The sequence below is a fragment of the Pseudomonas sp. FSL L8-0168 genome, assembly GCF_037976155.1.
GTDB lineage: Bacteria > Pseudomonadota > Gammaproteobacteria > Pseudomonadales > Pseudomonadaceae > Aquipseudomonas > Aquipseudomonas paracarnis.
On record NZ_CP150262.1, the window covers coordinates 3,762,263 to 3,788,642 of the forward strand.

The 26,380-nt window shown below is 58.8% G+C and carries 28 protein-coding genes, 1 tRNA gene and 2 pseudogenes; 11 read left to right on the forward strand and 20 right to left on the reverse strand.

All coding sequences use genetic code 11. From position 1 onward, the window contains the following. Window positions 1-61 precede the first annotated feature (61 nt). From MHH62_RS17120 to MHH62_RS17130, 3 genes are all read left to right on the forward strand, one after another. Window positions 62-1,102 carry a DMT family transporter gene (locus tag MHH62_RS17120; protein WP_236466341.1) on the forward strand — a complete coding sequence of 347 codons (1,041 nt, stop codon included), beginning with the start codon at window positions 62-64 and terminating at the stop codon, window positions 1,100-1,102. Window positions 1,103-1,231: 129 nt separating this feature from the next. Next, a complete protein-coding gene (locus MHH62_RS17125; RefSeq protein WP_020302615.1) occupies window positions 1,232-1,684 on the forward strand; it encodes a thiol-disulfide oxidoreductase DCC family protein in 453 nt (150 codons plus the stop codon). Next, the gene (locus MHH62_RS17130; RefSeq protein WP_339231472.1) at window positions 1,681-2,049 is read left to right on the forward strand and encodes a DoxX-like family protein; all 369 of its coding nucleotides are present in this window, start codon (window positions 1,681-1,683) and stop codon (window positions 2,047-2,049) included. Before MHH62_RS17125 ends, MHH62_RS17130 begins: the two co-directional genes overlap by 4 nt. 51 nt (window positions 2,050-2,100) lie before the next feature. On the opposite strand, the gene MHH62_RS17135 is transcribed toward MHH62_RS17130, so the two are convergent. The 3 genes from MHH62_RS17135 to MHH62_RS17145 all read right to left on the reverse strand — a co-directional run bounded on the left by MHH62_RS17135 (window position 2,101) and on the right by MHH62_RS17145 (window position 4,226). After that, window positions 2,101-2,598, reverse strand: a complete 498-nt coding sequence (locus tag MHH62_RS17135) for a DUF2269 domain-containing protein (RefSeq protein ID WP_020302613.1) — start codon at window positions 2,596-2,598, stop codon at window positions 2,101-2,103. A 2-nt stretch (window positions 2,599-2,600) separates the two neighbouring features. Then, complete coding sequence (locus tag MHH62_RS17140; RefSeq protein WP_020302612.1) at window positions 2,601-3,728, reverse strand: saccharopine dehydrogenase NADP-binding domain-containing protein; 1,128 nt, start codon at window positions 3,726-3,728, stop codon at window positions 2,601-2,603. 198 nt (window positions 3,729-3,926) lie between these two features. Beyond that, window positions 3,927-4,226 (reverse strand): hypothetical protein, encoded by a 300-nt coding sequence (locus MHH62_RS17145; protein WP_003193360.1) that lies wholly within the window; start codon window positions 4,224-4,226, stop codon window positions 3,927-3,929. Window positions 4,227-4,771: 545 nt separating this feature from the next. Between MHH62_RS17145 and MHH62_RS17150 the strand changes: the two genes are divergently transcribed. The 4 genes and pseudogenes from MHH62_RS17150 (at window position 4,772) to MHH62_RS17165 (ending at window position 6,334) form a co-directional block, all read left to right on the forward strand. After that, window positions 4,772-5,317: a hypothetical protein gene (locus tag MHH62_RS17150; protein WP_339231475.1), complete on the forward strand. Its 546-nt coding sequence runs from the start codon at window positions 4,772-4,774 to the stop codon at window positions 5,315-5,317. A gap of 13 nt (window positions 5,318-5,330) precedes the next feature. Then, window positions 5,331-5,503, forward strand: a pseudogene (locus MHH62_RS17155) (phage baseplate assembly protein V); the annotation flags it as partial. Between the two features lie 49 nt (window positions 5,504-5,552). Next, window positions 5,553-5,677 (forward strand): annotated as a pseudogene (locus MHH62_RS17160) (baseplate assembly protein); the annotation flags it as partial. A 378-nt stretch (window positions 5,678-6,055) separates the two neighbouring features. Next, window positions 6,056-6,334, forward strand: a complete 279-nt coding sequence (locus MHH62_RS17165; protein WP_020302610.1) for a hypothetical protein — start codon at window positions 6,056-6,058, stop codon at window positions 6,332-6,334. A 292-nt stretch (window positions 6,335-6,626) separates the two neighbouring features. Here the strand turns inward: MHH62_RS17165 and MHH62_RS17170 are convergent. Next, window positions 6,627-6,716 (reverse strand) — tRNA-Ser (locus tag MHH62_RS17170). Between the two features lie 321 nt (window positions 6,717-7,037). On the opposite strand from MHH62_RS17170, the gene MHH62_RS17175 reads away from it, so the two are divergent. The 3 genes from MHH62_RS17175 (at window position 7,038) to MHH62_RS17185 (ending at window position 9,785) form a co-directional block, all read left to right on the forward strand. Further along, window positions 7,038-7,730 (forward strand): crotonase/enoyl-CoA hydratase family protein, encoded by a 693-nt coding sequence (locus MHH62_RS17175; RefSeq protein WP_003193445.1) that lies wholly within the window; start codon window positions 7,038-7,040, stop codon window positions 7,728-7,730. A gap of 213 nt (window positions 7,731-7,943) precedes the next feature. Next, a complete protein-coding gene (locus tag MHH62_RS17180; protein ID WP_096143565.1) occupies window positions 7,944-8,666 on the forward strand; it encodes a 1-acylglycerol-3-phosphate O-acyltransferase in 723 nt (240 codons plus the stop codon). Window positions 8,667-8,813: 147 nt separating this feature from the next. Beyond that, entirely contained in the window at window positions 8,814-9,785 is a 972-nt protein-coding gene (locus tag MHH62_RS17185; RefSeq protein WP_003193449.1) for a magnesium and cobalt transport protein CorA, read from the forward strand. Here the strand turns inward: MHH62_RS17185 and MHH62_RS17190 are convergent. The 3 genes from MHH62_RS17190 to MHH62_RS17200 form a co-directional block, all read right to left on the reverse strand. Beyond that, window positions 9,782-10,507, reverse strand: a complete 726-nt coding sequence (locus MHH62_RS17190) for an amidotransferase (protein ID WP_014719523.1) — start codon at window positions 10,505-10,507, stop codon at window positions 9,782-9,784. The genes MHH62_RS17185 and MHH62_RS17190 overlap by 4 nt on opposite strands. A gap of 94 nt (window positions 10,508-10,601) precedes the next feature. After that, complete coding sequence (locus MHH62_RS17195; protein ID WP_103451587.1) at window positions 10,602-12,749, reverse strand: 3-hydroxyacyl-CoA dehydrogenase NAD-binding domain-containing protein; 2,148 nt, start codon at window positions 12,747-12,749, stop codon at window positions 10,602-10,604. Window positions 12,750-12,765: 16 nt separating this feature from the next. Then, entirely contained in the window at window positions 12,766-13,971 is a 1,206-nt protein-coding gene (locus MHH62_RS17200; protein WP_014719525.1) for an acetyl-CoA C-acetyltransferase, read from the reverse strand. Window positions 13,972-14,619: 648 nt separating this feature from the next. Here MHH62_RS17200 and MHH62_RS17205 point away from each other — a divergent pair. Next, window positions 14,620-15,426 (forward strand): cytochrome c, encoded by an 807-nt coding sequence (locus tag MHH62_RS17205; RefSeq protein ID WP_060767411.1) that lies wholly within the window; start codon window positions 14,620-14,622, stop codon window positions 15,424-15,426. A gap of 133 nt (window positions 15,427-15,559) precedes the next feature. Here MHH62_RS17205 and MHH62_RS17210 read toward each other — a convergent pair whose 3' ends face one another. The 13 genes from MHH62_RS17210 to MHH62_RS17270 form a co-directional block, all read right to left on the reverse strand. Continuing rightward, entirely contained in the window at window positions 15,560-16,342 is a 783-nt protein-coding gene (locus MHH62_RS17210) for a transglutaminase family protein (protein ID WP_103451586.1), read from the reverse strand. Then, on the reverse strand, window positions 16,339-17,289 hold the full coding sequence (locus MHH62_RS17215) for an alpha-E domain-containing protein (RefSeq protein ID WP_014719528.1): 951 nt from the start codon (window positions 17,287-17,289) through the stop codon (window positions 16,339-16,341). The genes MHH62_RS17210 and MHH62_RS17215 overlap by 4 nt, the downstream gene beginning before the upstream one ends. A gap of 4 nt (window positions 17,290-17,293) precedes the next feature. Further along, window positions 17,294-18,703 carry a circularly permuted type 2 ATP-grasp protein gene (locus tag MHH62_RS17220; RefSeq protein WP_019820591.1) on the reverse strand — a complete coding sequence of 470 codons (1,410 nt, stop codon included), beginning with the start codon at window positions 18,701-18,703 and terminating at the stop codon, window positions 17,294-17,296. Window positions 18,704-19,130: 427 nt separating this feature from the next. Continuing rightward, entirely contained in the window at window positions 19,131-19,472 is a 342-nt protein-coding gene (locus MHH62_RS17225) for a ribonuclease E inhibitor RraB (RefSeq protein ID WP_339231481.1), read from the reverse strand. A 213-nt stretch (window positions 19,473-19,685) separates the two neighbouring features. Next, window positions 19,686-19,922, reverse strand: coding sequence for a hypothetical protein (locus MHH62_RS17230; protein WP_014719530.1), 237 nt, complete (start codon window positions 19,920-19,922; stop codon window positions 19,686-19,688). Window positions 19,923-20,025: 103 nt separating this feature from the next. Beyond that, window positions 20,026-20,631: an START domain-containing protein gene (locus tag MHH62_RS17235; protein WP_339231483.1), complete on the reverse strand. Its 606-nt coding sequence runs from the start codon at window positions 20,629-20,631 to the stop codon at window positions 20,026-20,028. Window positions 20,632-20,672: 41 nt separating this feature from the next. Beyond that, window positions 20,673-20,927, reverse strand: a complete 255-nt coding sequence (locus tag MHH62_RS17240) for a YkgJ family cysteine cluster protein (RefSeq protein WP_014719532.1) — start codon at window positions 20,925-20,927, stop codon at window positions 20,673-20,675. A 162-nt stretch (window positions 20,928-21,089) separates the two neighbouring features. Further along, window positions 21,090-21,581 (reverse strand): hypothetical protein, encoded by a 492-nt coding sequence (locus MHH62_RS17245; protein WP_014719533.1) that lies wholly within the window; start codon window positions 21,579-21,581, stop codon window positions 21,090-21,092. A 94-nt stretch (window positions 21,582-21,675) separates the two neighbouring features. Next, window positions 21,676-23,115, reverse strand: a complete 1,440-nt coding sequence (locus MHH62_RS17250) for a PLP-dependent aminotransferase family protein (RefSeq protein ID WP_003193472.1) — start codon at window positions 23,113-23,115, stop codon at window positions 21,676-21,678. A 264-nt stretch (window positions 23,116-23,379) separates the two neighbouring features. Then, entirely contained in the window at window positions 23,380-24,192 is an 813-nt protein-coding gene (locus MHH62_RS17255) for an OmpA family protein (protein ID WP_019820595.1), read from the reverse strand. Continuing rightward, entirely contained in the window at window positions 24,189-24,551 is a 363-nt protein-coding gene (locus tag MHH62_RS17260; protein ID WP_339231486.1) for a DUF4398 domain-containing protein, read from the reverse strand. Before MHH62_RS17260 ends, MHH62_RS17255 begins: the two co-directional genes overlap by 4 nt. A 9-nt stretch (window positions 24,552-24,560) precedes the next feature. Then, window positions 24,561-25,376: a transporter substrate-binding domain-containing protein gene (locus MHH62_RS17265; RefSeq protein WP_339231487.1), complete on the reverse strand. Its 816-nt coding sequence runs from the start codon at window positions 25,374-25,376 to the stop codon at window positions 24,561-24,563. 72 nt (window positions 25,377-25,448) lie between these two features. After that, complete coding sequence (locus MHH62_RS17270; protein ID WP_014719537.1) at window positions 25,449-26,378, reverse strand: FAD-binding protein; 930 nt, start codon at window positions 26,376-26,378, stop codon at window positions 25,449-25,451. Window positions 26,379-26,380: the final 2 nt, after the last annotated feature.

The following is a 26,380-nucleotide window of genomic DNA, read 5'->3' on the forward strand; positions in this document are numbered from 1 at the left end:
ATTGCCAGGGCGCTGACCCCGGCAAGCGACGTATCATGGGCCTGACTTTCGAGGATGGCCCATGAACCTCAGCATCATTTACGCCCTCGCGGCCGCCGCCCTGTTCGGCGCCAGTACCCCGCTCGCCAAAAGTCTTGGCCTGGGCCTCTCGCCCATCCTGCTCGCCGGCCTGCTCTACCTCGGCAGCGGCATTGGCCTTGCCGGTGTGCGCTTGATCCGTGATCGCGGCTGGAAACCTACCGGGCTAACCCCATCGGAATGGCCCTGGCTACTTGGCGCCATCGCCTTCGGCGGCCTCCTCGGCCCCGTTGCACTGATGTTCGGCCTGACCCGCACCACCAGCGCCAGCGCCTCCCTGATGCTCAACCTTGAATCGGTACTGACCGCCGTGATCGCCTGGGTCGTGTTCCGCGAAAACGCCGACCGACGCATCGTCCTCGGCATGCTTGCCATTGTGTTGGGCGGCGTGGTGTTGTCGTGGTCCGGTGCTGACAGCAGCCATCAGGACTGGACCGGACCGCTCGCCGTTGCGCTGGCGTGTTTGTGCTGGGGCATTGATAACAACCTGACGCGCAAGGTGTCGGCGTCTGACGCGCTCTTTATCGCTGGCGCCAAGGGCTTGATTGCGGGATTGGTGAATTGCAGCCTGGCGCTTTACCTGGGGGCGCAGATTCCGGGCGTGGCGCAATTGGCGCCGATCCTGGTGGTGGGGTTCCTCGGCTATGGCATCAGCCTGGTGATGTTCGTGCTGGCGCTACGCGGGCTGGGCAGTGCGCGCACCGGGGCTTATTTCTCCACCGCACCTTTCCTCGGTGCCGCAGTGGCGTTGCTGGCATTTGGCGAGTCGGTGACCGTGGCGTTCTGGATTGCTTCGGCGCTGATGGCCGTAGGCGTGTGGCTGCACCTGACGGAGCGGCATGCCCATGAACATGTGCATGAAGCCACGGAACATGGGCATCGGCATGTGCATGATGAACATCACCAGCATGAGCATGGGTTTGAGTGGGATCCGGCGCAGCCGCACAGTCATGTGCATGTTCACAAGGTGATGACCCACAGCCACGCGCATTTTCCGGATGTGCATCATCGGCATAGGCATTGATGATCGTTTGGTACGAAAAGACTTCGGTATTCTCCAATCCTGAAGCCCAGTGGGAGTGGCTCCAAACATTACAGTGCAGGCGAAGGCAGGTATGATCCAGGCCAACCCGGCCCGACTGGACCTACACACATGCCTGCCTCCGACACCCGCCCTACGCCCGCGCCATTCCTCAAGCCCGGTGAAACCGTGGTGTTGTTCGACGGGGTGTGCAAGCTGTGTAACGGTTGGGCAAGGTTTCTGATCCGCCACGACCACCAACGGCGCTTGCGATTAGCCGCCGTGCAGTCACCCGAGGGTCAGGCGCTGCTGGCGTGGGCGGGGTTGCCGCTGGAGCAGTTCGACACCCTCGCAGTGATCCGCGATCGGCACTGTTGGGAGCGTTCGGAGGCGGTGTTGGAAATCATTGCGCAACTGCCTGCCCGCTGGCACCCAATGCTGCTCCTGCGCGGCATCCCGCGCTTTCTTCGGGATTGGGCTTACGACCGCATCGCGCGCAATCGCTATCGGCTGTTCGGGAAATACGATACCTGTCTGTTGCCGAACGCGGATCATGAACAGCGCTTTTTAAAGGATCAGCCATGAATTCCCTGGTGCGCATCAACTGGATCGCCCGGGGCGGCCTGGCTTTCATGTTTGCCTACCATTGGCTGGTGCCAAAGCTGCTGTGGCTAAGCCAGGGTGAGCGGGCAATGATCCAGGCGCACGGGATCGAGCAGGTGCAGTTGTTCGCCACGCTGGCGGGGGTTGGGGAAATTGCCCTGGCGATATGGATACTGCTTTCGCCACGCAGTATCTGGCCGCTTGTAGTGGCTGCGACTGCGCTGGCGGGGCTGCTGGTGGATGTGGCGGTGTTCAGCCCGTCGATGCTCAGGGAAGCGTTTAATCCTGTGTCGCTGAATGTGGCGGGTTTGGCGTTGTGTGCGGTGGCTTGGAATACCAAGCCCTGAACGGCATTTATTTCAGCCCGAGTGCCTCAAGTGCAACGGCCAGCGCTGATGTCAGCCACACAGCAACAGCCCAATCAACTGCCATGGCGTCATCTTCGTGACCATGATCAGCACGATCACAAACATCCCAGAGAAACCCAAAACACCCATCCAGAACCATTGCCTATAGACGCCGCGGTATCCATCACCAAGCGCGCTGCACGTCTCAACCGCACTGAGCGCCATCTGCTGCAAACGCTTCTGCAGCACCAGCACCGGCAGCCAAAGAGCCCCCACACACAGGAAGATGATCAGCGAAGTCAGCACCCATTCGGTGGTCAACCCAAGTCCGGCAAGCTTGACCAACACAAAGCCGGTAATGATCTGAATGACGCCCGCCGGCGTAGTGATCCAGGTATCGAACTGCACCACCATCCGCGCCACATGGGCAATCACTTGCGGGTTGGCCGTACGGCTCGCGGCGATCAGATACAGATACGAGCCCATGCCGAAGCCAAACAGGAAAATCGCCGCGATGATGTGGATGTATTTCAGGCTCAGATAGAGCATGGTCAGCCCTGCCCGTCAGAGAAATGCACGGCCAGGCTGAGGTTCGCCGGGTCGTTGATAGCGGCCATGTATTCGTCGACGGTGATTTCGCCAACGCACGGCCGCGCACCGGGTTCAGGCACATAGCCTTGGGCGACTTTAAGGGCCAGAGCAACGGCCGCGCAGCTGGGGATTTCCGGGCCTTTGTCATTCAGCGCCGTCAGTTGCACCGCCAGGGACAGCGGTTGCCCTTCTGCACCAAGGCCTTTCACGTCGATGTACATCGCGCTTTTGCCATCGCCAAAGCGCTCGAACCAAGTACCCAGCCGATGCAGCCGCGCAGCCCAGGCAAGATGGTCACGCACCACGCCCCACCGCAGCGCCTGGGCCAGCAGACAGTTGGCGACACCGCCAAGCTTGAGCCCCGCACCAGCCTTGAATCTCAGGGTGTGGGCACCATAGCGGCCAGCAAAGATGTCCATGTCAGGCACGTCCACATTCGCCAACACCCGCGTGCCAAGCTCAGGCATTTTGCGCAGCGTCAGGTCCTGCCAGCCCAGCACTTCATGCACCTGGCCATGCCTGAGCTGCTTGATGGGTTTGCCCGCGTAAGCCAGCACACCTTCGACGGTGGACAGGCCCGGCATCTTGGCCGAGGAGGAAATACCGTGCTCGATCGAGTCGATACGGGTGAAGCGATAGCGATACTGATCGATGATGGCGGACGACAGCGTCGGCACGGAGCTGCACCCGCTAAGGATCGCCACGCCTGCCTGCCGTGCTTGTGCATCCAGCACGCTCACGCCGTTGACGAAGGTGCGGCAGTCGGACAAGTCGCAGTAGTTCACGCCAGCGTCGATACAACTCTGGGCGACAGCATAGGACTGCCCCTGGAACGGGCCGCCGGTGTGGATCACCCACGTGATGTTCATCGACCGCAAAACGGAGGCGAACCCGGCTCCCATGGCATCGCCGCACCAGCCCTCGCAAGCGGTGTTCGACTGGCTTTTCAGCTCATCCACCTTGCGCTGCAGCTTATGAGGGTCGCGACCCGAGATCACCAGTTCAATGCCCGGCGCCAACACCAGGTGCCGGCAAACGATGCTGCCGAAATTGCCGTAGCCACCGACTACCAACACCCTGAGTGTCATTCCATTCTTCCCTAAACAAACGATCATGCGCTGCGCCTGAGGCAGGCTGGCGGCTGAGGCGGCAAAGATACCCGATTTGCTTAACAGCTTGGGCCAGATCAACAGAAAGAGTGAGAAGAAGGACTACGGTTTTACAGAGCCCTGATCACCAGCCCGCCCCACAAGCCGTCTCAGACCACCTGCAACGGTTTACCGCGATCAATTGACTCCAGGCCAGCTCTCCACATATTCAATAGTGAAGTCCGGATAGGAATCGACAATCTGGATCTTGTAGTCGGGATAGCTATCGACGGTTTGCCATTTCCCGACAGAATCCGGCCAGGAATCCACCTTCTTTACTTTGAGGTCGGGGAATTGATTCACCACCTTCACCTTGTAGTCGGGATAGCTGTCCACGAACTGAATCTTGCCGTAAATCTTCGACACATCGACCGTCGTACCGGCGTGAGCGCAAAAAGTGCAGGTCAACAGCAAGGAAGCGAGGGCAACTTTGAACATGAGTGCTGCATCCTGAAAAATTGAGGCGTCCAGTCTATCCGTAACCGCGCAGGCCGTGCCGAAAAACGCCTATCCCTTAAACTCACCCGCCCCATTGCCGACGGCGTCAACATACGCCACACACAACAACTCGGCGATCTGGCTTTTGACTGCTTTGGTCGATTCTGGGCGCGGGTTTCACCTTTGCTGTTTCCGGACTTTCGATAGCAACCTTGAGCCGGAAATAACATGAGGGTTCCCGTCGGCGAAGTTAGCGATAAAACACAACGCTGTGCGGGCCATAAAGTAAATAAATTCGTCCCCTTTTCCCGCTGGAGCAACTCCAGCCAGCCGCCCGCAATCAACTCGCCCGCTCTATCGGCCAGGAATTGCGACGTAGCCATCAAAGACCGTGCTCAGCGCAGTGCACCAGAGATTCGTTACGAGCAACCTGAACTATTAGGTTTCATAGACATAGACCTTGATATAATTCGCGACGCTTTACTGACAAAACCAACCCAATGAACTCTTTTTGATCGAGAACTAAAATGCAAGGAAAGCAAAACATGGCAAAGCCAAACTACAAAATGATCGTAGGCTTGTGGGTGGCTGCTTTCATACTAGCGTTTGTATCACCTATCACAGCTGGCATATTCGGCAAGCCAGAAATAGCCATATCAACATTGATCCTAGGTGTCTTTTTGGCTCTCATCATGATACTTGACCTCAAGCAGGACAGAGTGATCAAAGGGTTATTCATTATAATGTTTGGCGTGTTATTTCAAACTTTATACTTGAAAATAATTTACATCTTTTTTCCTTCCAATACCATTCCGCAGCATTACAAAGATTACTTGGATATCTACTCGCAAGTATTATTATTTGCTTGCTCAGGAGCAGGCGGAAGTATCATTGCAGCTCACGCAGACAAAAGCTCTCTCGATAATGACTCAGCAGCCTCCAGCGAAAAACACACCTGCCATGACGTAGAAATCAAAAAACTAACCACCACAATTGAAAAACTCCATAAAAAACTTAATTCTATTATCACTGCGATCGCCTCATTAGGCATGATTATTATAATTCTGGCAGTCGCTATTTTTATCCGATAGTTCGCGACGCTTCGGCGGCATCAACCTAGAAGGCGACATCACCCACAAAGGTGACTACATCCAAACCAGGAGTCAGACGTAACCGGCCAAGTCCAGGTATCTAGTGATGTGATCGCAGCCGGCGTCAGTTTGGTCAAACACCCGCACACCGGCGTCAAGGCCGGCGGCGACCAGTCTGGGGTGCCGATCCATCATGAATCGACATACCGGCGGTGCTATCAGCGAGCGCTAGCACATCAGTCAGGCGATCACCGACATTCTGACCACACGCATTGGCACGCGTGGAATGCACCGCGAATATGACAGCCTGGTGCCAGAGCTGGTGGATCACCCTTCAACGACGTCAACCGTCTGCGCGTACGAATAGATATGCCGTGCGCATGATCTAAGAACAGTAGGTTTTCCAAGCTCAAAAATTACAAACCCCCAGGTTTCTTTCGAAACCTGGGGGGGGGGTTGTTTGCTTTGAACGAGGAGGAAGAAAATCAAAAAAATCTGTCCCCCTCTCCTTGCATTTTCCCGTCTGTAGGCTTGACTGTGGAAGCAGGCGGACAATATACCCATGCAATACATTATATTTTACTTGGCGCCAGCATTGAGCGCCTCCAGTATCACTTGGATATGGCTTAATCAGCGAGTTAACCTAACTACGGTTTTTTTGTAGCAGTGGCAAGTCTGCAGCTTTATTCCAAATAGGGAGCCAACTCATGGAATTCAAAATCCAAAAGGAATGTAAATATGACTATCACAATCACAAACGGCGCAAGCAGAGTTGTAAAAGTTGCAGTAAGTTCATGGAAGACTGATAGCAACCCCAGTGAGGACTACTTCTCAATAGAGCAAGGCAATAGCGACACGTGGTCGCGTAGCGATTCAAGAGGCTATTTAATGCTCGTCCAAGACCTCGCACAGACGAGCGAGTACTACGTCTCCTCCAGCAGCAAAATCGTTATCGAGGATGACCGTGTCAAAGATCATGGCCAAACTATTAGACCACTAACATCGATAAATCAGTGATAGGTGTCGGTAATACGCATGTGGAGGTCACTCAAAACAGGGGACAGCACCTGTACCGCCACCAAATCCTGTCGCAGATTTTTCCTGGTTGCTCATTGGGTCGAAATCAATAGAGATCAGCTCAACGAGCTGCGCACGGACGCCAGGGTGGATTGCTAATACAAAAAAGCGCCCCGTCGAGAGCCACCTGGCGGCGAGGCTGCCTTTCAAAAATCCGAATGGGGAACAAAGGGAGGGAGAAAATCATCAGGCACAAAAAAGCCCCGAAAAACGGGGCTTTTTCATAACAATGTGGCGGTGAAGGAGAGATTCGAACTCTCGATACAATTTCTTGTATACACACTTTCCAGGCGTGCTCCTTAAGCCACTCGGACACTTCACCGTATCTCGTCAAACCAGTTCAGTCTGTCGAGGCGCGCTAATGTAGTCGAAAGCCTTTCTGATGGCAAAGGTTTTTTTCAGAATTTTCATGCGGTTAGACCGTTATGCCATTCACCGCGCGGCAAGGGGTGATAATTGTGCCATTCTCAGGCAGCGGCGGCACGCGTCTGGAGCGCTTGCTGCGCCCTGCTGCGGGGTGTCTACCCTTGAGGATGGGGCAAAAGCCTGACTGGGTAGTCAGTCACGGCGCTTTACCCGCGCGGGCGTGGTGAGTAACGTCTGCGCATCTACCTCTATAACAAGCCCTACAAGGAACCGCGTCATGAGTGAGTTGATTGCCTACCACTTCGAAGACGGTATCGCGACCCTGACCCTGAGCAACGGCAAGGTGAATGCCATTTCTCCGGCGGTGGTCAGTGAGTTTAATGCGGCGCTGGATCAGGCCGAGAAGGATCGGGCGGTGGTGATCATCACGGGCACGCCGGGGATTTTGTCGGGTGGTTATGATTTGAAGGTGATGACCGCCGGCCCTAAAGAGGCAATCAGCCTGGTGACCTCGGGTTCGACCCTGGCGCGGCGGATGTTGGCGCATCCGTTCCCGGTGATCGTGGCCTGCCCTGGCCATGCGGTGGCCAAAGGCGCGTTCCTGTTGTTGTCGGCCGATTATCGGATTGGCGTCGAAGGCCCGTTCAGCATTGGTCTGAATGAAGTGGCGATTGGCATGACCATGCACCACGCCGGTATCGAGCTGGCGCGGGATCGCCTGCGTAAGTCGGCGTTTCAGCGTTCGGTGATCAATGCCGAGATGTTTGATCCGCAAGGCGCCCTGCACGCAGGTTTCCTCGACAAGGTGGTTGCACCGGAAGAACTGCAAGCGGCTGCACTGGAAGCGGCGCGGCAGCTGAAGAAGATCAATATGAACGCCCACAAGCACACCAAGTTGAAAGTGCGCCGTGCACTGCTCGAAGCCCTGGACGATGCAATCATCCAGGATCAGGGCCATAGCCTGAGCTAAGCCCTACCCCTGCTGTGCCTGAGCCCGACCTTGAGTCGGGCTTTTTCTTACCTAGTAAGTGTGAAACGTCTGTAGCCGCTCTAGCTAGCCGTTATCGGCCCATGTGGAAACATGCGCTTAAACATCGGCTATCTCCTACGTCTGTAGGGGCAATTGCCGAATACAGTGCACATCCGTACACTGCGCCACCTTTTATCCCGATGGGCCGTGTCGATGCTTTTTCTGTTGCGTATGTTGTTGATGAGCCTGCATTTTATGATCGCTGGCGTGCTGGGTGTGCTGGTCGGTGTGTGCCGGCCGTTCAACCCGGACAACAGCCGTCTCTGCGCTCGCCTCTATGCGTTGCCGGCCATGCGGATCCTGGGCTTGAACGTGAAGACCGACGTCGACTCGCTGCGCGACAAGCCCGGTACCTGCGTGGTGATCGCCAACCATCAGTCCAATTACGATTTGTTTGTGTTCGGCAATGTAGTGCCGCATCGCACGGTCTGCATCGCCAAGAAAAGCCTGAAATGGGTACCGCTGTTCGGCCAGCTGTTCTGGCTGGCGGGCAATGTGCTGATTGATCGTGGCAATGCACACAAGGCGCGGCGGGCGATGCTGACCACCACGCATACCTTGCAGCATGAAGACACGTCGATCTGGGTGTTCCCGGAAGGTACGCGCAACCTGGGCAAAGGGTTGTTGCCGTTCAAGAAAGGCGCGTTTCATATGGCGATTGCGGCCGGTGTACCTATCGTACAGGTGTGCGTCAGCAATTACGTGACGCAGATGAAGCTCAATCGTTGGGACAGTGGCAGTGTGCTGATACGCTCGTTGCCGCCGATTCCTACCTGTGGCTTGACGGTGGATGACATCCCTCAGTTGCTGCTGACGTGTCAGACGCAGATGGATGAGTGCATCGCACAGATGGACCGCGAACTGCAACGCGCGTAGGCGCACGCTTAGGGTGACGCGGAGCGTCACGGGCGGCATTCCCACGCAGAGCGTGGGAACGATCAGTGATATCAGCCAGCAACAACGGAACGCCATTCAGGCTAAGCTGCCCAACATCTGTCCTCTTGATAAGAAGTGATCAGCACCATGGGTAGAGTTGTTGCGGCTGCCGTCTATAGCGCCGGTAAGAAAGTCTCGGATATCACTCTCGATGAAGGCGCGGCCTGGGCCGCCAAACCTGGGCACTTTGTGTGGATCGGCCTGGAAGAACCCAGCGCCCAGGAACTGAACAACCTGCAACGCCAGTTCAACCTGCACGAGCTGGCGATTGAAGACGCCATGGAAAAACACAGCCGCCCGAAGCTGGAAACCTTCGGCGACGCGCTGTTTATCGTCACCTACTCACCGGTGCGCGAGAACGGCAAGCTGGAGTTTATCGAAACCCATATTTTTGCCGGCAACGGCTACATCATCACCGCCCGCAACGGTCACTCGGCATCCTACGGTTTTGTGCGCCAGCGTTGTGAGGCGCGCCCGTTGTTGCTGGAGCATGGGGAAGATTTCGTACTCTATGCGTTGCTGGATTTTGTCACTGAAAACTACCAGCCGGTGAGCGAGGCGATCCACGCCGAGATTGATGAGTTGGAGCGTAACGTGCTGTGCAGTTCGCTCAACGAGCGCGATATCCAGCACCTCCACGGCCTGCGCCGCGATGTGTTACGGCTCAAGCGGCACGTGGCGCCAATGGTGGAGATCAGCCAGGAGCTGCAGAAGCTGAGCTTCCCGTTTATCGACAAGAACATGCGCCCGTATTTCCGTGATGTGCAAATCCACGTGACGCGGCAAATGGAAGACCTCACCACCCTGCGCGACATTGCCAGCCAGACCATCGAGATCGGTGTGTTGCTGGAGGCTTCGCGCCAGAGTGTGGTGCAGCGCAAGTTCGCCGCGTGGGCGGCGATCCTGGCGTTCCCCACGGCGGTGGCGGGGATTTACGGGATGAACTTCCAGAACATGCCCGAGCTGCAATGGCACTACGGCTATTTTGCGGTGCTCGGGTTTATTACCTTGGGCTGTACCGGTTTATGGGCCAGCTTCAAGCGTTCGGGCTGGCTTTAAGCCTTGGCTTCAGGCTGGTGCGCCACAAAGCGCATCATCCACTCCGCCACGGTCACGCCGTGGTGGTCGCGCTCCAGGCTGGCCACGCCGTTGCTGTAGACCTTTTCACCCAGGGTTGTCTGAAGTATTTCCAGCAACTCACGGGAATAGTCGTGAACAAACTCCGGATGGCCCTGGAAGCACAGCACTTGGTCGCCAATGTGATACGCGGCAAACGGGCAGAATTCGCTCGAGGCGATCACGGTGGCGTTTTCTGGCAAGGTGGTGACTTGGTCCTGGTGGCTGATCAATAGCGTCAGCTCCGGCACCTCGGGGCTCATCCATGGCGTCTTGGCATCCAGCTTGTAAGCGTGGGTGCCCATGCCCCAGCCCTGGCTGGCACGTTCGGCCTTGCCGCCCAAGAGCAGCGCGAGCAACTGATGGCCGAAGCACACGCCCAGCAGCTTGTCGCCGCGCTCATAACGCGTGAGCAGGTAGGTCTTGAGCGTCTGGATCCAAGGGTCGGTACCGAAGGAATCGGCCTTGCTGCCGGTGATCAGGTACGCGTCAAACACTTCGTCATCCGGTGGGTACTCGCCCTGCACCACGTTGTAGACCACAAACTCGGCGGCAATCGGTTGCTTGGCGAACAGGCGCTTGAACATCTGCCCATAGCCTTGGTACTCATCGATCAAAGCGGGGCGCAGAATATCGGTTTCCAGGATGCAGACGCGTAGCGACATAAAAAATACCTGACACGGCGATGGGAATATTGCACACCCCAGAGCCTGCCTTGAAATACACCTTCAAAGCAAGCTCTCCCCTCCTACATTTTGATTACCGGAACACTTCACCCTGCGCGGCTTTCTCCAACAACAACGCCGGCGGCGAGAAGCGCTCCCCATACTGCTCTGCCAGGTAGCGGGCGCGGGCGATGAAGTCGTTCAGCCCGTACTGGTTGATAAACTGCAACGCGCCGCCACTCCACGCGGCAAAGCCGATGCCGAAGATTGAACCAACGTTGGCATCCGCCGTGGACATCAACACGCCCTCCTCCACACAGCGCACGGTTTCGATGGCTTGGATAAACAACAAGCGGTCGCGCACGTCCTGGGGTGAGATTTGCTCGTCGGGCTGTTCAAACCGGGTTTTCAGCTCAGGCCACAAGTGCTTCTGGCCTCCAGCGGGATAGTCGTAAAAACCACCGCCGGCCGCCTTGCCCGTGCGCTTGTATTCGTTCACCAACAGATCAATCACCGCCGTCGCCGGATGGTTCGGCATAGCCTTGCCTTCGGCCTGCAGGTCCTTGGCCGTTTGCTGTCGGATATGGCTCATCAGGCTGAGGGACACTTCATCGGACACCGCCAACGGCCCCACCGGCATGCCGGCCTTGCGCGCTTCGGTCTCGATCATCGGCGCGGCCACGCCTTCGCCGAGCATGGCGATGCCTTCGTTGGTAAAGGTGCCGAATACCCGCGAGGTGAAAAAGCCGCGACTGTCGTTGACCACAATCGGGGTTTTCTTGATTTGCAGTACGAAGTCAAACCCTCGGGCCAGGGTTTCGTCGCTGGTGCGCGCCCCCTTGATGATTTCCACCAGGGCCATCTTGTCCACGGGGCTGAAGAAGTGCAGGCCGATGAACTTGGCTTGATCGGGCACCGCCGTGGCCAAGCCGCTGATGGGCAAGGTGGAGGTGTTGGAGGCGATCACCGCGTCGGCCCCCACCACACTTTGCGCCGCGGCCGAGACCTTGGCCTTGAGTGCGCGGTCTTCGAATACGGCCTCGATGATCAGGTCGCAGCCGGCCAGGCCGGCGTCATCCTGAGTAGGATGAATGCGCGCCAGGGTGGTTTCGCGCTGTTCGGCGGTCAATTGCCCACGGCTGACTTTCTTGTCCAGCAATGCGGCCGAATGGGCTTTGCCTTTTTCAGCGGCGGCCAGGGTGATGTCTTTGAGCACCACCTCGATACCCGCACAGGCACTGATATAGGCGATGCCCGCGCCCATCATCCCGGCGCCGAGCACACCGACTTTGCGCGTTACATAAGGCGCAAAGCCCTGCGGGCGCGAGCTGCCGGCGTTGATTTGGTTGAGCTGGAACCAGAAGGTGCCGATCATGTTTTTTGCCACTTGCCCGGTCACCAGTTCGGTGAAGTAGCGGGTTTCGATCAGGTGCGCGGTGTCGAAGTCCACCTGGGCGCCCTCGACCGCCGCACAGAGGATTTTCTCCGGCGCAGGGAAGCAGCCTTGGGTCTTGCTACGCAAAATCGATGGGGCAATGGCGAGCATTTGCGCGACTTTAGGGTGGGACGGCGTGCCGCCGGGAATCGCGTAGCCCTTGTTGTCCCAGGGTTGCCTGACGTCGGGATTAGCCAGAACCCAGGCACGGGCCTGTGCCAGCAATGCCTCGCGATCTGCCGCCAACTCATCAATCAGGCCCGCTTGCAGGGCCTGGGCGGGCCGCACCTTTTTGCCTTCGAGCAAATACGGCAAGGCTTTTTCCAGGCCGAGCATGCGCACCATGCGCACCACGCCGCCGCCCCCTGGCAACAGGCCAAGGGTGACTTCCGGCAAGCCCAGTTGCACGGACTTGTCGTCCAGCGCGACCCGGTGATGGCAGGCCAGGCAAATTTCCCAACCGCCGCCCAGGGCCGCGCCATTGATCGCGGCCACCACCGGTTTGCCGAGGGTTTCCAGGCGGCGTAATTGCGCTTTCAATACCAAGACACTGTCGTAGAACGCCTTGGCGTGGGCTTTATCGACCTTGATCAGCTCATTGAGGTCGCCCCCGGCAAAAAAGGTCTTCTTGGCCGAGGTGATCACCACCCCGGCGATCTCGTCCTTTTCAGCTTCCAGGCGCGTGAGGGTGGCCGCCATGGCTTCACGGTACGCGGCGTTCATGGTGTTGGCGCTCTGGCCGGGCATGTCGAGGGTCAGCACCACGATCTGGTCCTGGCCTTTTTCGTAACGAATGGCATCGGTCATGACAAATTCCTTAGGCTCAGAGACGTTCGATGATGGTGGCGATACCCATGCCACCGCCGACGCATAAAGTGGCCAGGCCGTAGCGTTGCTGGCGCGCCTCCAGCTCGTCGAGCAAGGTGCCGAGAATCGCGCAGCCGGTGGCGCCCAAGGGGTGGCCCATGGCGATGGAGCCGCCGTTGACATTGACCCGTGCGGCGTCGATGCCCATGTCCTTGATGAACTTGAGCACGACCGAAGCGAAGGCTTCGTTGACTTCGAACAGGTCGATGTCCTCGACCCGCAGGCCGGCCTTGGCCAGCGCCTTGCGAGTGGCCGGCGCGGGGCCGGTGAGCATGATGGTCGGGTCGGTACTGGTCACCGCCGTGGCGACAATACGCGCCCGCGGTTGCAGGCCCAGTTCACGGCCTTTGGCCTCGGAACCGATCAGCATCAACGCGGCGCCATCCACAATGCCGGAACTGTTGCCCGGCGTGTGCACATGGTGGATGCGCTCCACGTGGCTATAGACCCGCAACGCGGTGGCGTCGAAGCCCATCTGGCCCATCATTTCGAAGCTCGGCTTGAGCTTGCCCAAGCCCTCGAGGGTTGAGTCGCCGCGGATAAATTCGTCATGGTCCAGCAGCACGATGCCGTTCTGGTCGTGCACCGCGATTAGCGACTTATTGAAGGAACCGTCTGCCCGCGCCCTGGCTGCTTTCTGCTGGGACTGTAGGGCAAAGGCGTCGACATCCTGGCGCGTGAAGCCTTCCAGGGTGGCAATCAGGTCGGCGCCAATGCCTTGGGGCGTGAAGTGGCTGTGCATATTGGTTTGCGGGTCGAGTACCCAGGCGCCGCCATCGCTGCCCATGGGCACGCGGGACATGGACTCGACGCCGCCAACAACCACCAGGTCTTCGAAGCCGGAACGCACCTTCATCGCCCCCAGGTTCACCGCTTCCAGGCCCGACGCGCAGAAGCGATTGACCTGCACACCGGCCACACTGACATCCCAGTCGGCCACCAGCGCGGCGGTCTTGGCGATATCGGCGCCCTGGTCGCCAACGGGCGTGACGCAGCCCAGGACGATGTCATCCACTTGGCGGGTGTCGAGGTCGCTGCGCTGCGCCAGCGCCGTGAGCAAGCCAGCCACCAGGTTTACCGGCTTGACGCTGTGCAGGGCACCGTCGGCCTTGCCCTTACCCCGGGGCGTGCGTATCGCATCAAAAATCAAAGCTTGGGTCATGACATCCTCGAACCGCTGTGGGTGTGTGCTCCTACCTTAGGCCCGATTGACACGGTTTCAATGACGGATGCGCTCATTGCTTTTGACCCCCTCGCTCGGACGAACGGTAGGTTCCTACGGGAAATGCCTGATTAATCGTTTTAGCTGTCTAGCCCTAGGGCTGGCGCCAAGATGGCAATAAGCCTCATGCCGTTTTTAGCGCAAATACTTCTTAGCTGATATGAAATGAGTCTAAGCCAGAAAGAACGGGCGCTCTAAGGTTGAATCTGTAAGACGCTGTTGCCGGGTTTTGCTGGAACAGTTGTAAGAAAAGTACAACGTCACCTCGCGATACTGAAATAAACCAGCACGCATTTGACGCTCAGGAATAACAACAAAAGAAAAGGCAGTCAGCCATGTTCAAACAATCGAAAGTACGTCAGGCGGGACTTATTCTGTTCGCCACCACCTTGATTCTGATCTTGCCCAATTTAACCAAGGTTATTGGGTGACACTCCCCGCTTGCGTGCACACACCGCACCAGGCCTGCAGTTTTTGGCAGCACCTGCCAGGACATTGCGCTTAGCGCTCCTGTTGCAGGGGCTGTCTTTTTACCTGCCGTTTTCCGTTATCGTGTGCGCCCTCACTCTCTCGCAACGGGCCTGTGCCTTGAAACCGATCCTCGCCCTTTTTGCCCTGCTGCTGAGCCTGCCCGCGGCGGCGGCACAGTTGACCATCGAGTTGGACCACAGCCAAAAGACCTGGCAGACCGCCGAGTTGCTCAAGCACCCCGACGCTCAGACGGTGCAGATCGTCGATGATGTGTCCTACAAGCGCACTATGACCTATCGTGCGGTGCCCCTGGCGGTGCTCTTACCGGGCCTTAAATCTGCGAACCACCTGCAAGCCGTTGCCCTTGATGGTTTTGCCGCCGAACTTGCCGCCGCGCCGTTACTGGAAAAAAACGGCGCCCGCGCCTGGCTGGCCGTGGAAGACCCGGCCCATCCATGGCCACCGCTGGCACAGGGCAAGCCCAGCGCCGGGCCGTTCTATCTGGTCTGGACCAACCCTCAAGCCGGGCATATCAGCCCCGAACAGTGGCCGTTCCAGGTATCGAAATTCAAGCAGTTGCAGACGGTTGGCGAGCGTTTCCCGGCGTTATTGCCCGACCCGAAGCTGGCGGCGAACGACCCGATCAACCAGGGCTTTGCGTTGTTCCAGAAGAACTGCCTGGCGTGCCATCGCCTCAATGGCGGCGGTGATGCCCAGATGGGGCCGGACCTGAATGTGCCCTACAACCCCACCGAGTATTTCAGCGGGGATTTCCTCAAGCGTTACATCCGCGACCCGCAAAGCCTGAGGCAGTGGCCACAGGCGAAGATGCCGGCGTTTACAGCGAGTGTATTGCCAGACAATGAGTTGGACTTGCTGGTGGGCTATCTGCGGCATATGGCGGGCCGCAAACAGCAACCTTGAGCCTGCGCTGTATCGATCGCTCCCACTCCGCGTGGGAACGCCTCTTGTGTCACGCTTTGGGACGCGGAGCGTCCTCGGCTGCATTCCCACGCAGAGCGTGGGAACGATCAAGCAACGCAGAGCGCGGGGGCGATCATTGCTGCGGCGCCACGAATACCTTGGCATGCATCTGCTCATGCCCACCGCCACGGCGCATGCCCCGGACCGGGCAGGCGTCGAGGTAGTCCAGGCCCACGGCCAGCTTCAAGTGCCGCTCCGGCCGCGCCAGTTGGTTGGTCACGTCAAAGCTGTACCAGGCGTCATCCAGCCAGGCTTCGGCCCAGGCATGGCTGGCCAGGTGCGTGCTGTCTTCGGTATACAGATACCCCGACACATACCGCGCAGGGATCCCCAGGCTGCGTGCGCAGGCCAGGAACGCATGGGTGTGGTCCTGGCACACCCCTGCTGCACCTGCAAAGGCCTGGGCGGCGCAGGTATCGACGTCGGTCGCACCGGGGGTGTAGACCATGGTGTGGTTAAGCGCGTGCATCACGTCGATAAGCGCCGTGCGATCACGACGCTGATGGCAGTGTTGCTCGGCAAACCCGCGCAGGGCGTCGTCGGGCTCGGTGAGGCGCGTGGAGCGCAGGAACGGAAAGGCAGACTGACTTTCGTGTTCGGCCTCGCGCAATTCATCGATCTCCACCACGCCCCGGGCGCCGATGATGATGGCGTCGTGGGGTTCGTCCAGCGTGAGCACATGCAAGATATTGCCGAAGGGGTCCACCTGTGCCCGCACCGGGCGCGGCAGGTCGAGTTGCCAGCTCAGCACGTGTTGGCGCTCGCTGTCATGGGGCGTCAGGCGCAGGTACTGGATGCTGGCGCGCACCTGGTCTTCGTAGTGGTAGGTGGTGTCGTGGCTGATGGAGAGTCTCATGCCGCCTCCAGGTAGGAACTGTAGATGGCGTCGCCCAACTGGCGGACCAAGGGGATAAAGTCGGTCAGCCAGGCATGCAGGCCTTCTTCGAGGATTTCGTCGATGGCGGTAAAGCGCAGGCGCGCATCCATCTCGGCGGCCAGGCGCTGGGCCGGGCGGCCGTTGATGCCGGGCAGGCTGGCGAGGATCTGGTCGATCTCTTCGCTGCAAGCGCGCAGCGAACGCGGCACATCCGCGCGTAACAGCAGCAGCTCGGCCACTTGTCGAGCCCCCGGGGCATCGCGATAAATCTCGGTGTACGCCTCGAATGACGACAGTGCGCGCAGCAACGCACTCCATTGGTAATACGCGTGAGCCGTGCCATCGCTGACGACCGCCGCGTGTTCGCCGGCCATTTCGTAGCGGGCATCGAGCAAGCGCAGGGTGTTATCGGCGCGCTCGATAAAGGTGCCCAGGCGAATAAAGCGGAAGGCATCGTTGCGCATGATAGTGCCGTAAGTGGCGCCCCGAAACAGATGGGAGCGCTCCTTGACCCACTCACAAAACCGGCTCATGCCGTAATGGCTCAGGCCCTGCTGGGCGATATCGCGTATGTCCAGCCAAGTGGCATTGATGTTTTCCCACATGTCGGCGGTGATTCGCCCACGTACAGCGTGAGCGCTGGCCCGCGCCGCACCCAGACAGCTGTAGATGCTCGCCGGGTTGGCCGCGTCCAGGGCAAAAAAGTGCAGCAAGCGTTCAGCGTGCAAGGGGCCATGGCGCTCGTGGTAATCGTCCAGGGTGCTGGTGATCAACAGCGGCATGGCCAACTCGTGCAGGCCATCGCCGCGCCCGTCCTGGGGCATCAGCGACAGCGAATAGCTGACATCGAGCATGCGCGCGAGGTTTTCGGCACGCTCCAGGTAGCGCGACATCCAGTACAAATCCGAGGCAGTTCTACTCAACATGGCATCAGCCCTCGACCACCCAGGTGTCTTTGGTTCCGCCGCCCTGGGACGAGTTGACCACCAGCGAGCCTTCGCGCAGCGCCACGCGGGTCAGGCCACCCGGTACCACGCGGGTCTCCTTGCCGGACAACACGAAAGGGCGCAGGTCTATGTGGCGCGGGGCGATGCCGTTCTCGACAAAAGTCGGGCAGGTAGACAAGCACAGGGTCGGCTGCGCGATATAAGCGTGTGGCTTGGCCTTGATACGTGCCCGGAACGCTTCGATTTCTGCCGTGGTAGACGCCGGTCCAACCAACATGCCGTAACCACCGGAACCCTGGGTTTCCTTGACCACCAGCTCGGGCAGGTTGGCCAGTACGTGGGACAATTCGTCAGGCTTACGGCATTGGAAGGTCGGAACGTTCTGCAGGATCGGCTCTTCGTCGAGGTAGAAGCGAATCATCTCGGTGACGAACGGATACACAGATTTGTCGTCCGCAACCCCGGTGCCAATGGCGTTGGCCAGCACCACATTGCCGCAACGGTAGGCGGCGAGCAGGCCGGGCACACCGAGCATGGAGTCCGGGTTGAAGGCCAGCGGGTCAAGGAACGCATCATCAAGGCGACGGTAGATCACATCGACAGCCTTGGGCCCGTCGGTGGTGCGCATGAACACACGGTCATCGCGCACGAACAAATCCGCACCTTCCACCAATTCCACACCCATTTCCCGAGCCAGGAAGGCATGTTCGAAGAACGCGCTGTTGAAACGCCCGGGCGTCAGTACCACCACACTGGGGTTATCCAGGGGGCTGGCGCTTTTGAGGGTGTCGAGCAGCAGGTTGGGGTAATGGTCGATGGGCGCGATGCGCTGGGCCGCGAACAGCTCGGGGAACAGACGCATCATCATTTTGCGGTCTTCAAGCATGTAGCTGACACCGCTGGGCGTGCGCAGGTTGTCCTCGAGCACGTAGTACGTGCCGTCGCCATCGCGTACGAGGTCGACCCCGGAGATGTGCGAATAGATATCGCGGTGCAAATCCAGGCCCTGCATTGCCAACTGGTATTGCTCGTTGGCAAGTACCTGTTCGGCGGGGATGATGCCGGCCTTGATGATGCGTTGATCGTGGTACAGGTCGGCGAGGAACAGGTTCAGCGCCTTGACCCGCTGGATGCAGCCGCGCTCGACAATCCGCCATTCACTCGCTGGAATGCTGCGGGGGATGGTGTCGAAGGGGATCAGGCGCTCGGTGCCTTGTTCGTCCCCGTAGAGGGTGAAGGTGATACCGGCGCGGTGGAACAGCAAATCGGCTTCACGCCGGCGCTGGGCCAGCAGTTCGGCAGGGGTGTCGGCCAGCCAACGGGCGAACTCGCGATAATGGGGGCGAACCTGCCCTGCCCCATCGTACATTTCATCGTAATAAGTGCGGATCATGCCGTACTCCTTGTCACCCGGACGCAAGAACCTTCGCAAGGCCCGTGCCAGCGGCATAAACACTTAATAATCAACCAGTTGCATAATCCAAGCGCATTCCTCGCACCGTCCTGGTGCGCACAATGGCTTGGGTCACGTCGCGCGCCTCATTGCAATGCGGTCTTTGACTATCAACAGCATAGCCAGAGTTGATTTCACTGCCCGGCTGGCGCTGCGGATAATCACCTCCATCGGCTGAACAGGAGACGTCCTACAGCGAAACCTTTTGTGCAAGCGATATCGTGTTACTTGTGTACTGATCTACTCCCTTGAGCTTCCCTTTCCGCCACCCTATCCGGGTGGCTTTTTTTTGCACGTAAAACGCCGTCCAAACAAAATCGGCCGACCCAAAGGTCAGCCGATACGCTGTGGTGCTCATAAATACCAACTACATGGGTAACCCACGCACCTCCTGCTTGACGCCCCATCCTTCAATGATCCCTCCCAGGGGCTCGACCACTGCTTCAAAGTCTTGCTCGAAATCTCCTATGCCGTCGTAGGTTGCGAACATGATTTTGCTCAGTTCCAGGTACCAGGCGCCATCGTCGCGCGCGCTGACCTGGGCATTGAGGGGCTCCCCACGAAATCGACCCGCTGCCCTGCGCGCCCGTTCTTCATCCGGGAAAATGGCGTAGAACTCGATGGGGTGAAAACGCGAGAAATCAAAGCCGCCTTCTTTCATGCGGCGCAGTACGTTGGTGCTGATGTCTTCTTGATAGGCTGTGCTCATGAAACGTCCTCCTCAAACCGATGGATAGACTTTCCGTGCTTCCTGAAGCCCCGCGCCCTGCTGGCGCGGGCACCACGGCATAACAACGCCGCAGGAAAACAAGCATGTAGCTGACAAGACCAGACCTTAGCGATTCATTCGCTGATCTCGATTGCAGAGTAGCGCGAAGCTATCACCTCCACCAGAGGTGCTCGTGTGGCGTGTGAAAAATGTTTAGACGGAGGGAGAAATATCGAGAATCTGGATACTGTTCTGGTCTTTGAGAATCTTGACCGTAGGCTCGGGTTTCCGGCCTTCCAGGTCATTGAGATCGAGTTCGGCAGCAATCGGCACCAGCTTCGCACGAATCATATGCGCAGCGTCTTCGAGGCTGGGCTTTTGTTCGCAGGTGAACTGCTGCACGGACTTTTCACCGTGATCATCAACGAAGGTAATTTGCCACGTTTGCATCGGTGCCTCCTCGATAAAACCCATAGGTGGGCTTACAAGTATCTGGACCTTGGCGGCGCGCAAAACGTTCCGCTCAAGCCCGGAGGCACCGGATCAACTGCACTTATTTTTCAGCGTGTTCTTTCAAGGCTTTCAAGGTATTGAACGGCGCTTCCACCACGAACTTGTTGGCCAGCCACGAAGGTACGCTGCCACCTGGCTCGGTGTGTACCTGGTAGGTGACTTCGGTCTGGTTATCGCCCTTTGGCACCAGTTTCCAGAAACCGTCCACCTGGGCAACCCGCACGTAGCCTTTTGCTTCTGGCTTGTAGGTCGGCACACCTTCCAGTTTGCGCGTGACGGTGCCGTCAGCGGCTTTGGTGGTGGTGACGTGGATGTACGAGTCGCGGTCCGTCACGGGGAACGGGGCCTTGAACTGGGTGTAGGTCCAGGCCTCGTCGCCTTTCTTGTCGACGAGTTGCTGGGATTTGCATTCATGGATCCATGCGCAAGCACCGACCACATCTTCCTGCAGCGCCTGGACCTTGGCCAAAGGCGCCTTGATCACCGTCACACCGCGATACGCCTTGTACTTGGAACCGGCAACCTCGCTCAGGGAGACCTTGATACCGTCTTCGTCCTTGGCGACTTGCCAATCGTCAGCCTGGGCAGTAGCCGCCAACAACAGCGTAAAACCGCACAGTACAGCCACTCGTTTCAGCGAACCCATCGTTGTATTCCTTATTGTTGAAGTTCCGATAGTAAAGCCCATCAAGCCGCCGTCATCTGTTCCCACCAACCGATCAGGCGAATGGCATCGGCCTGGTCATTGCCGCACACCTCAATATCGGGCTTGAAATCACTGCATACGGCTGGCCGCTGCGGTTGACCGAACAACTGGCACAGTTGTTCCACCGACAAGTGCACGCAGCGAACGCCAGCGGGCTTGCCATGGGGCATTCCCGGCAACGGTGAACTGATGGAGGGGGCAATGCAGCATGCGCCACAGCCTTCACGGCATTTCATGACCAGCAGGTCCTCGACGACTCAATAGGGATGGCCGGGCTAGAGTACGCCCTTAAACAGACGTTTTAAAATGGCCCAACAGGGGTTTTTCGCACAAAACAAAAGTGACCGACCAGTCTGCGACAGATGGTCGGCGACCTGGGTCACCTGTGGTGCGAAAGTTTATTGCTTGAATTCGAAATCCAGCGCAGCGCCTTCAACATCACGGCGCTCTTCGTTACGCAGTTGCAGCTTCATCTCATTGCTGAGCAAGCGGCCGTTGATCTGAAACGCGCTGTTGTCGGTGGGCTTTTCGCCAAACATTGGCGGCAGCAAGGGCACACTCTTGGGCTTGGGCATGGTACCGATGGGTTGCAAGTGCCTGACCATGTCCGAAGGCAGGGACAGGTCCAACTGTGCCGGTGGCAGTTTGGTCTGGGCGACTTCATGGGCCGACTTGGACTTGCTCGCCACGGGTGCACGCTTTTTGGTCGAGGCGGCTTTCTTTTGTGCGGCGGGGGCTTTTTTCGCAGGCGCTGGCTGCTTGGCTGAGGTCTTTTGCTCGGCACCGACAGCAGGCTTGCCTTCAGCCACCGGCGCTGCAGCCAGTACGCTCCCGGCATTGCACAGGCTCAGCAGACCAAGCATCAACGTAACGCGAAAAATAGAAGTCATATCGCCAACAGCATTAACGGCAGAAGGCCATATGCTCGCTTGTTGTGCGCGGCATGACAAGGGCACAGATCAGTCTTGTGCCCTTTTGCTCGCCTCAAAAACCCGCTGCGGCCTCCTGGCACAGCTGGCTGGCAAGCATTCCCAGGGTCATCAACGCCCTCTCCGCCTCGCGGTTCCACGGCGTGCCGCAATTGAGGCGAATACAGTGGTTGAACTGTTCGGTATTACTGAAAATCAGCCCTGGCGCAATGCTGATGCCTTGTTGCAGGGCACGCACATGCAGTTCCTGAGTATTGACCCGCCCCGGCAAACTGACCCACAAGATAAAGCCGCCGGTCGGGCGGGTCATTTGGGTGCCTTCGGGGAAATACTGCTGCACCGCCAATTGGAAGGCACTGAGGTTCTTGCGGTATTCCTGGCGGATGTAGCGCAAATGACGGTCGTAGCCACCGTTTTCCAGATAGGCCGCGACGCCCATCTGCGTGACGCTGCAAGCAGAATGCGTGCTGAACATCTGCAGGCGCTGGATTTCCTGCTGGTACTTGCCGGCAATCATCCAACCAATGCGCACGCCCGGCGACAAGGTCTTGGAAAAGCTTGAGCAATAGATTACGCGGTCGAGGCGGTCGTAGGCCTTGAGGGCTTTGGTGCGGCCGAGTTCGAACATCAACTCGCCGTAAATGTCATCTTCGACGATCTGGATATCGAAGTCCGAGGCCAGGCGCAGCAACTGTTTCTGCCGCTCCTCCGGCATGGTGCCGCCCAGCGGATTACTCAGGCGCGTGGTCAACACCAGCGCCTTGATCGACCATTGGTTGGCGGCCAGTTGCAGGGCTTCCAGGCTCATGCCTGTGGCGGGGTCGCTGGGGATCTCGATAACCTTGAGGCCCAGCAGATCAGCCAATTGCAGCAGGCCGTAATAGGTGGGTGATTCAGCCGCGATCAGGTCGCCAGGGCGCGTCAGCACGCGCAACGACATTTGCAATGCATCGACACAGCCGTGGGTGATCACCACTTCGGAAGGGTCCACCACCACGCCCGCATCGCGCATACGGATCGCCACCTGGCGCCGCAATGGTTCAAAGCCAGGGCTGAACATGTAGCTGAAGGCCCGTGGGCTCTGGAAACGCGTGACCTTGGCCAACTGCTGATGCAGTGCCCGCACCGGCAGGTAGTCGACACTCGGCACCGCCGCGCCCAAGGGAAACACCCCTTCGCGGCGCGACTCGACCAGCACCTGCTGGATGATACTGCTACGGGTGACCAACCCTGGGCGCTCGACCCGTGCGATATCAGGCGTAGGCGCCGTGAGTGCTGGCGTCTGGTGCACGTAATAGCCCGACTGCGGCCGCGCCCGGATCAGCCCCTGGTCTTCCAGGTTGGCGTAGGCCTGCAGCACCGTGGCATGGCTCACATTGAGCTGGGAACTCATCTTGCGCACCGACGGCACGCGCTCCCCCGGTTGGTAGACACCGCGCCGGATGTCCTCAGCCAGTTGCTGGGCAATACGTTGGTAAAGCAACAGATTGGTCATGACGCAGCACTCGATTTCACGGGTATTTTATTTTTGTGTGAAACATACCGGCACAGTTTAGAAGTGTACGGGGACAGTTGCCACAATAGTCGAGCGCGGGCGGGAGTGACAGTAAAAACTGCGGGGGAGCTGGGGTGGGCATCGCCGAAACGAAATGTGGGAGCGGGCTTGCCCGCGAAAGCGGTATGTCAATCAGTACATTCGGTACTGAGCCACCGCATTCGCGGGCAAGCCCGCTCCCACAATTTGGATCTGCGTCAGACTTTAGCGTGCTGCGCCCAATTGGCCCTTCTCGTCAGAGAACACAATTTCCACTCGGCGATTCTGTGCACGACCACGCTCGGAGGCATTGGCTTCCACCGGGTATTGGTCGCCATAACCCTCGACCTCGATGCGCTTGTCATCAATACCCAGGTCCATCAACAGATCGGCCACCGATTGAGCACGGTCGCGGGACAGTTTCAGGTTTTCCTGCTCGCCACCGGTGTTGTCGGTGTAGCCCTCGATGCGCACCCGACGCTTGGGGTTCAGTTGCAGGAATTGCACGATCTTGAGCACCGTGCGGTTGGCGGAGTTCTGCAGTTCAGCTTCGCCGGTGTCGAACAGTACGTCCCCCAGGGTCATCACCAGGCCACGGTCGGTCTGGGTGGTGAGGCTGGCGATTTGCGCTTCAACCCACTTGCCCTGCTGTTGCACGCTGGCCAGCTTGTTTTCGCGCAAGGCCAGTTGCAGGCGCTGACGTTCCAACTCCAGTTGGGTGCCGCGCTCGGCATTCAGGCCCTGCTGGGTGTGCTCTCGGGCGATGGCGCTGTAACGCTGGCTCAGGTAAGCGTAATGCACCACATCCGCGCCGCTGCCCCAGTAGCTGGACAGGCGATCGGCGCGGGCCAGGGACTCGCCGGCGCGGATCACGTCCTTGGGGGCGAAGCGCAGTACGTTGGCGTCTTCCTTGACCTTTTGAAAGTCATCGCCGGCCTGCTGCAACGCCTGCTCGCTCGTGGGTTGGCTGGCACAGCCGCCCAAGGCCGCGCCGCCCAGCAGCAGTACACAGCTCAAACTACGGATCATCGGGCTCATTGTGCGTCTCCCAACTGCAGTTGCTTACGCAGGCGAGTGATACGGGTATTGAGCACGTTCAATTGTTCCTGGCTCTTGCCGGTCAGCACTTTGGCTTCGGCCAGGCGCGCGTCCAACTCAGCCTGCTCGGCGCGCATACGCGCACGTTTGTAGGATTGGTCGGCCATGTTGCCCTTGGCCCGGGCGAATTTTTCTTCGGCCAGCTTCAGTTCGGGGGATTCATCGGTGTTGGCCCCGACCGCGGTGGCTTGTTCCATGGCTTGCTGGGTCAGGCGCATTTGTTCGATCGGCGCAGGATCGGTTGCGCATCCCGCCAGCGCGACAACGGCAAGGGCCGCGAAAAGAGCTCGAAAAATCACTGTAAATCCCTACTTTGTTGGGGTGCCGACAGGTTGCTGCAGTTGCGCTTTCCAACGCTCCAGATTGCGCTGCAGCGCGGCTTGAGCGGCACCGGAGGCGGGCAATTCTGTCATCTTTTTAGTCAGCTGTCCGCGAAGCCAAGGATCATTGCAGGCCGAGTTGTGGGAAATCGCCAGGTACAGGCCAGGCTGATCGACAGGCACCTCATGGGCCACCAGGTCATTACTCATGCCCAGGGTCTGGGCCATGGCCATGCCGGAATAGCGCCCGGCCAGCACGTAGTCCACCTCACCCAACAGCAGTTTCTGGAAGGCCGGCGTCAAGTTGGACAGGCGTTGCAGGTTGAGTTGCTGGCTGGCGAAGGTTTCGAACTCCGCGCTCAAGCGCGCACGTTCCGAGACTGCGCCTTTGTGGCCGTGCAAATCGGCGGTGGTGGAATAGACCACGGCTGAATCCTTGCGCGTCCATACCAGGTAGTCGGTCTGCATCAGCGCCGGATGGATGTAGTCGAAGTGGTCCAGCTCACCCAGATTCAGCGGTGCGTCGGCGAGAATGTCCATGCGCCCGCTACGCGCTTCATCCAGGGCCAGGGAGCGTTTGCCACCGTAGAGCAGGTCGATTTTCAGCCCGAGGTCCTTGCCCACTTGTTGCAGCACGTCAGCGGTCGCGCCGATCAGGTGCGTAGGGTCCTGAGGGTCGCGCCAGAGCAAAGGCGGTGCGTCCGGGCTGCCGGTGATCACCAGGCGCTCGCACTTGCCGGCGGCGAGCGTCAGGCTCGGCAGCAGCGTAAGGGCCAGCAGTAAGGCCCAGGGGCGCAGTTCCATGGCAAGACTCTCCCGATCAGTAAAAAAAAACCCGGTCATAAGACCGGGCTCTTTATAAGTGAAGCGGCTGGATTAGACCAGCTTCTCCAATTCAGGTACGGCTTCGAACAAGTCCGCCACCAGGCCATAATCGGCTACCTGGAAGATCGGCGCTTCTTCGTCCTTGTTGATCGCAACGATCACCTTGGAATCTTTCATACCGGCCAAGTGCTGGATCGCGCCGGAGATACCGACGGCGATGTACAGCTGTGGCGCAACGATCTTGCCGGTCTGGCCGACCTGCATGTCGTTGGGTACAAAGCCTGCGTCGACAGCAGCGCGGGAAGCGCCGACCGCAGCGCCCAGCTTGTCGGCCAGGGCGTACAGGTGTTTGAAGTTGTCACCGTTCTGCATGCCACGCCCGCCGGAAACGACGATCTTGGCAGCGGTCAGTTCAGGACGGTCCGACTTGGCCAGCTCTTCGCCGACAAAGCTGGAAGTGCCAGCGTCGTGGGCAGCGGAGACGGCTTCAACGGCAGCCGAGCCACCTTCGGCAGCAACCGGGTCGAAACCGGTGGCGCGCACGGTGATGACCTTGACCGAGGCGTTGGACTGCACGGTAGCGATGGCGTTACCGGCGTAGATCGGGCGCTTGAAGGTGTCGGCGCTTTCTACCGAGATGATCTCGGAGATCTGGTCAACGTCCAGCTGCGCGGCAACGCGTGGCAGGATGTTTTTGCCGTTGGAGGTAGCGGCGGCCAGGATGTGGCTGTAGCCAGCGCCAAGCTCGGCGACCAGCGGTGCAACGTTTTCCGGCAGCTGATGCGCATAAGCGGCATTGTCAGCGTTCAGGACTTTGCTCACGCCTGCGATTTTCGCAGCGGCTTCAACCACGGCGCCAGCGCCCTGCCCTGCTACCAGGACGTGGATGTCCCCACCGATTTTAGCGGCAGCGGCCACGGTGTTCAGGGTGGCCGGGGCCAGTACCTTGTTGTCGTGTTCAGCGATTACCAAGATAGTCATGA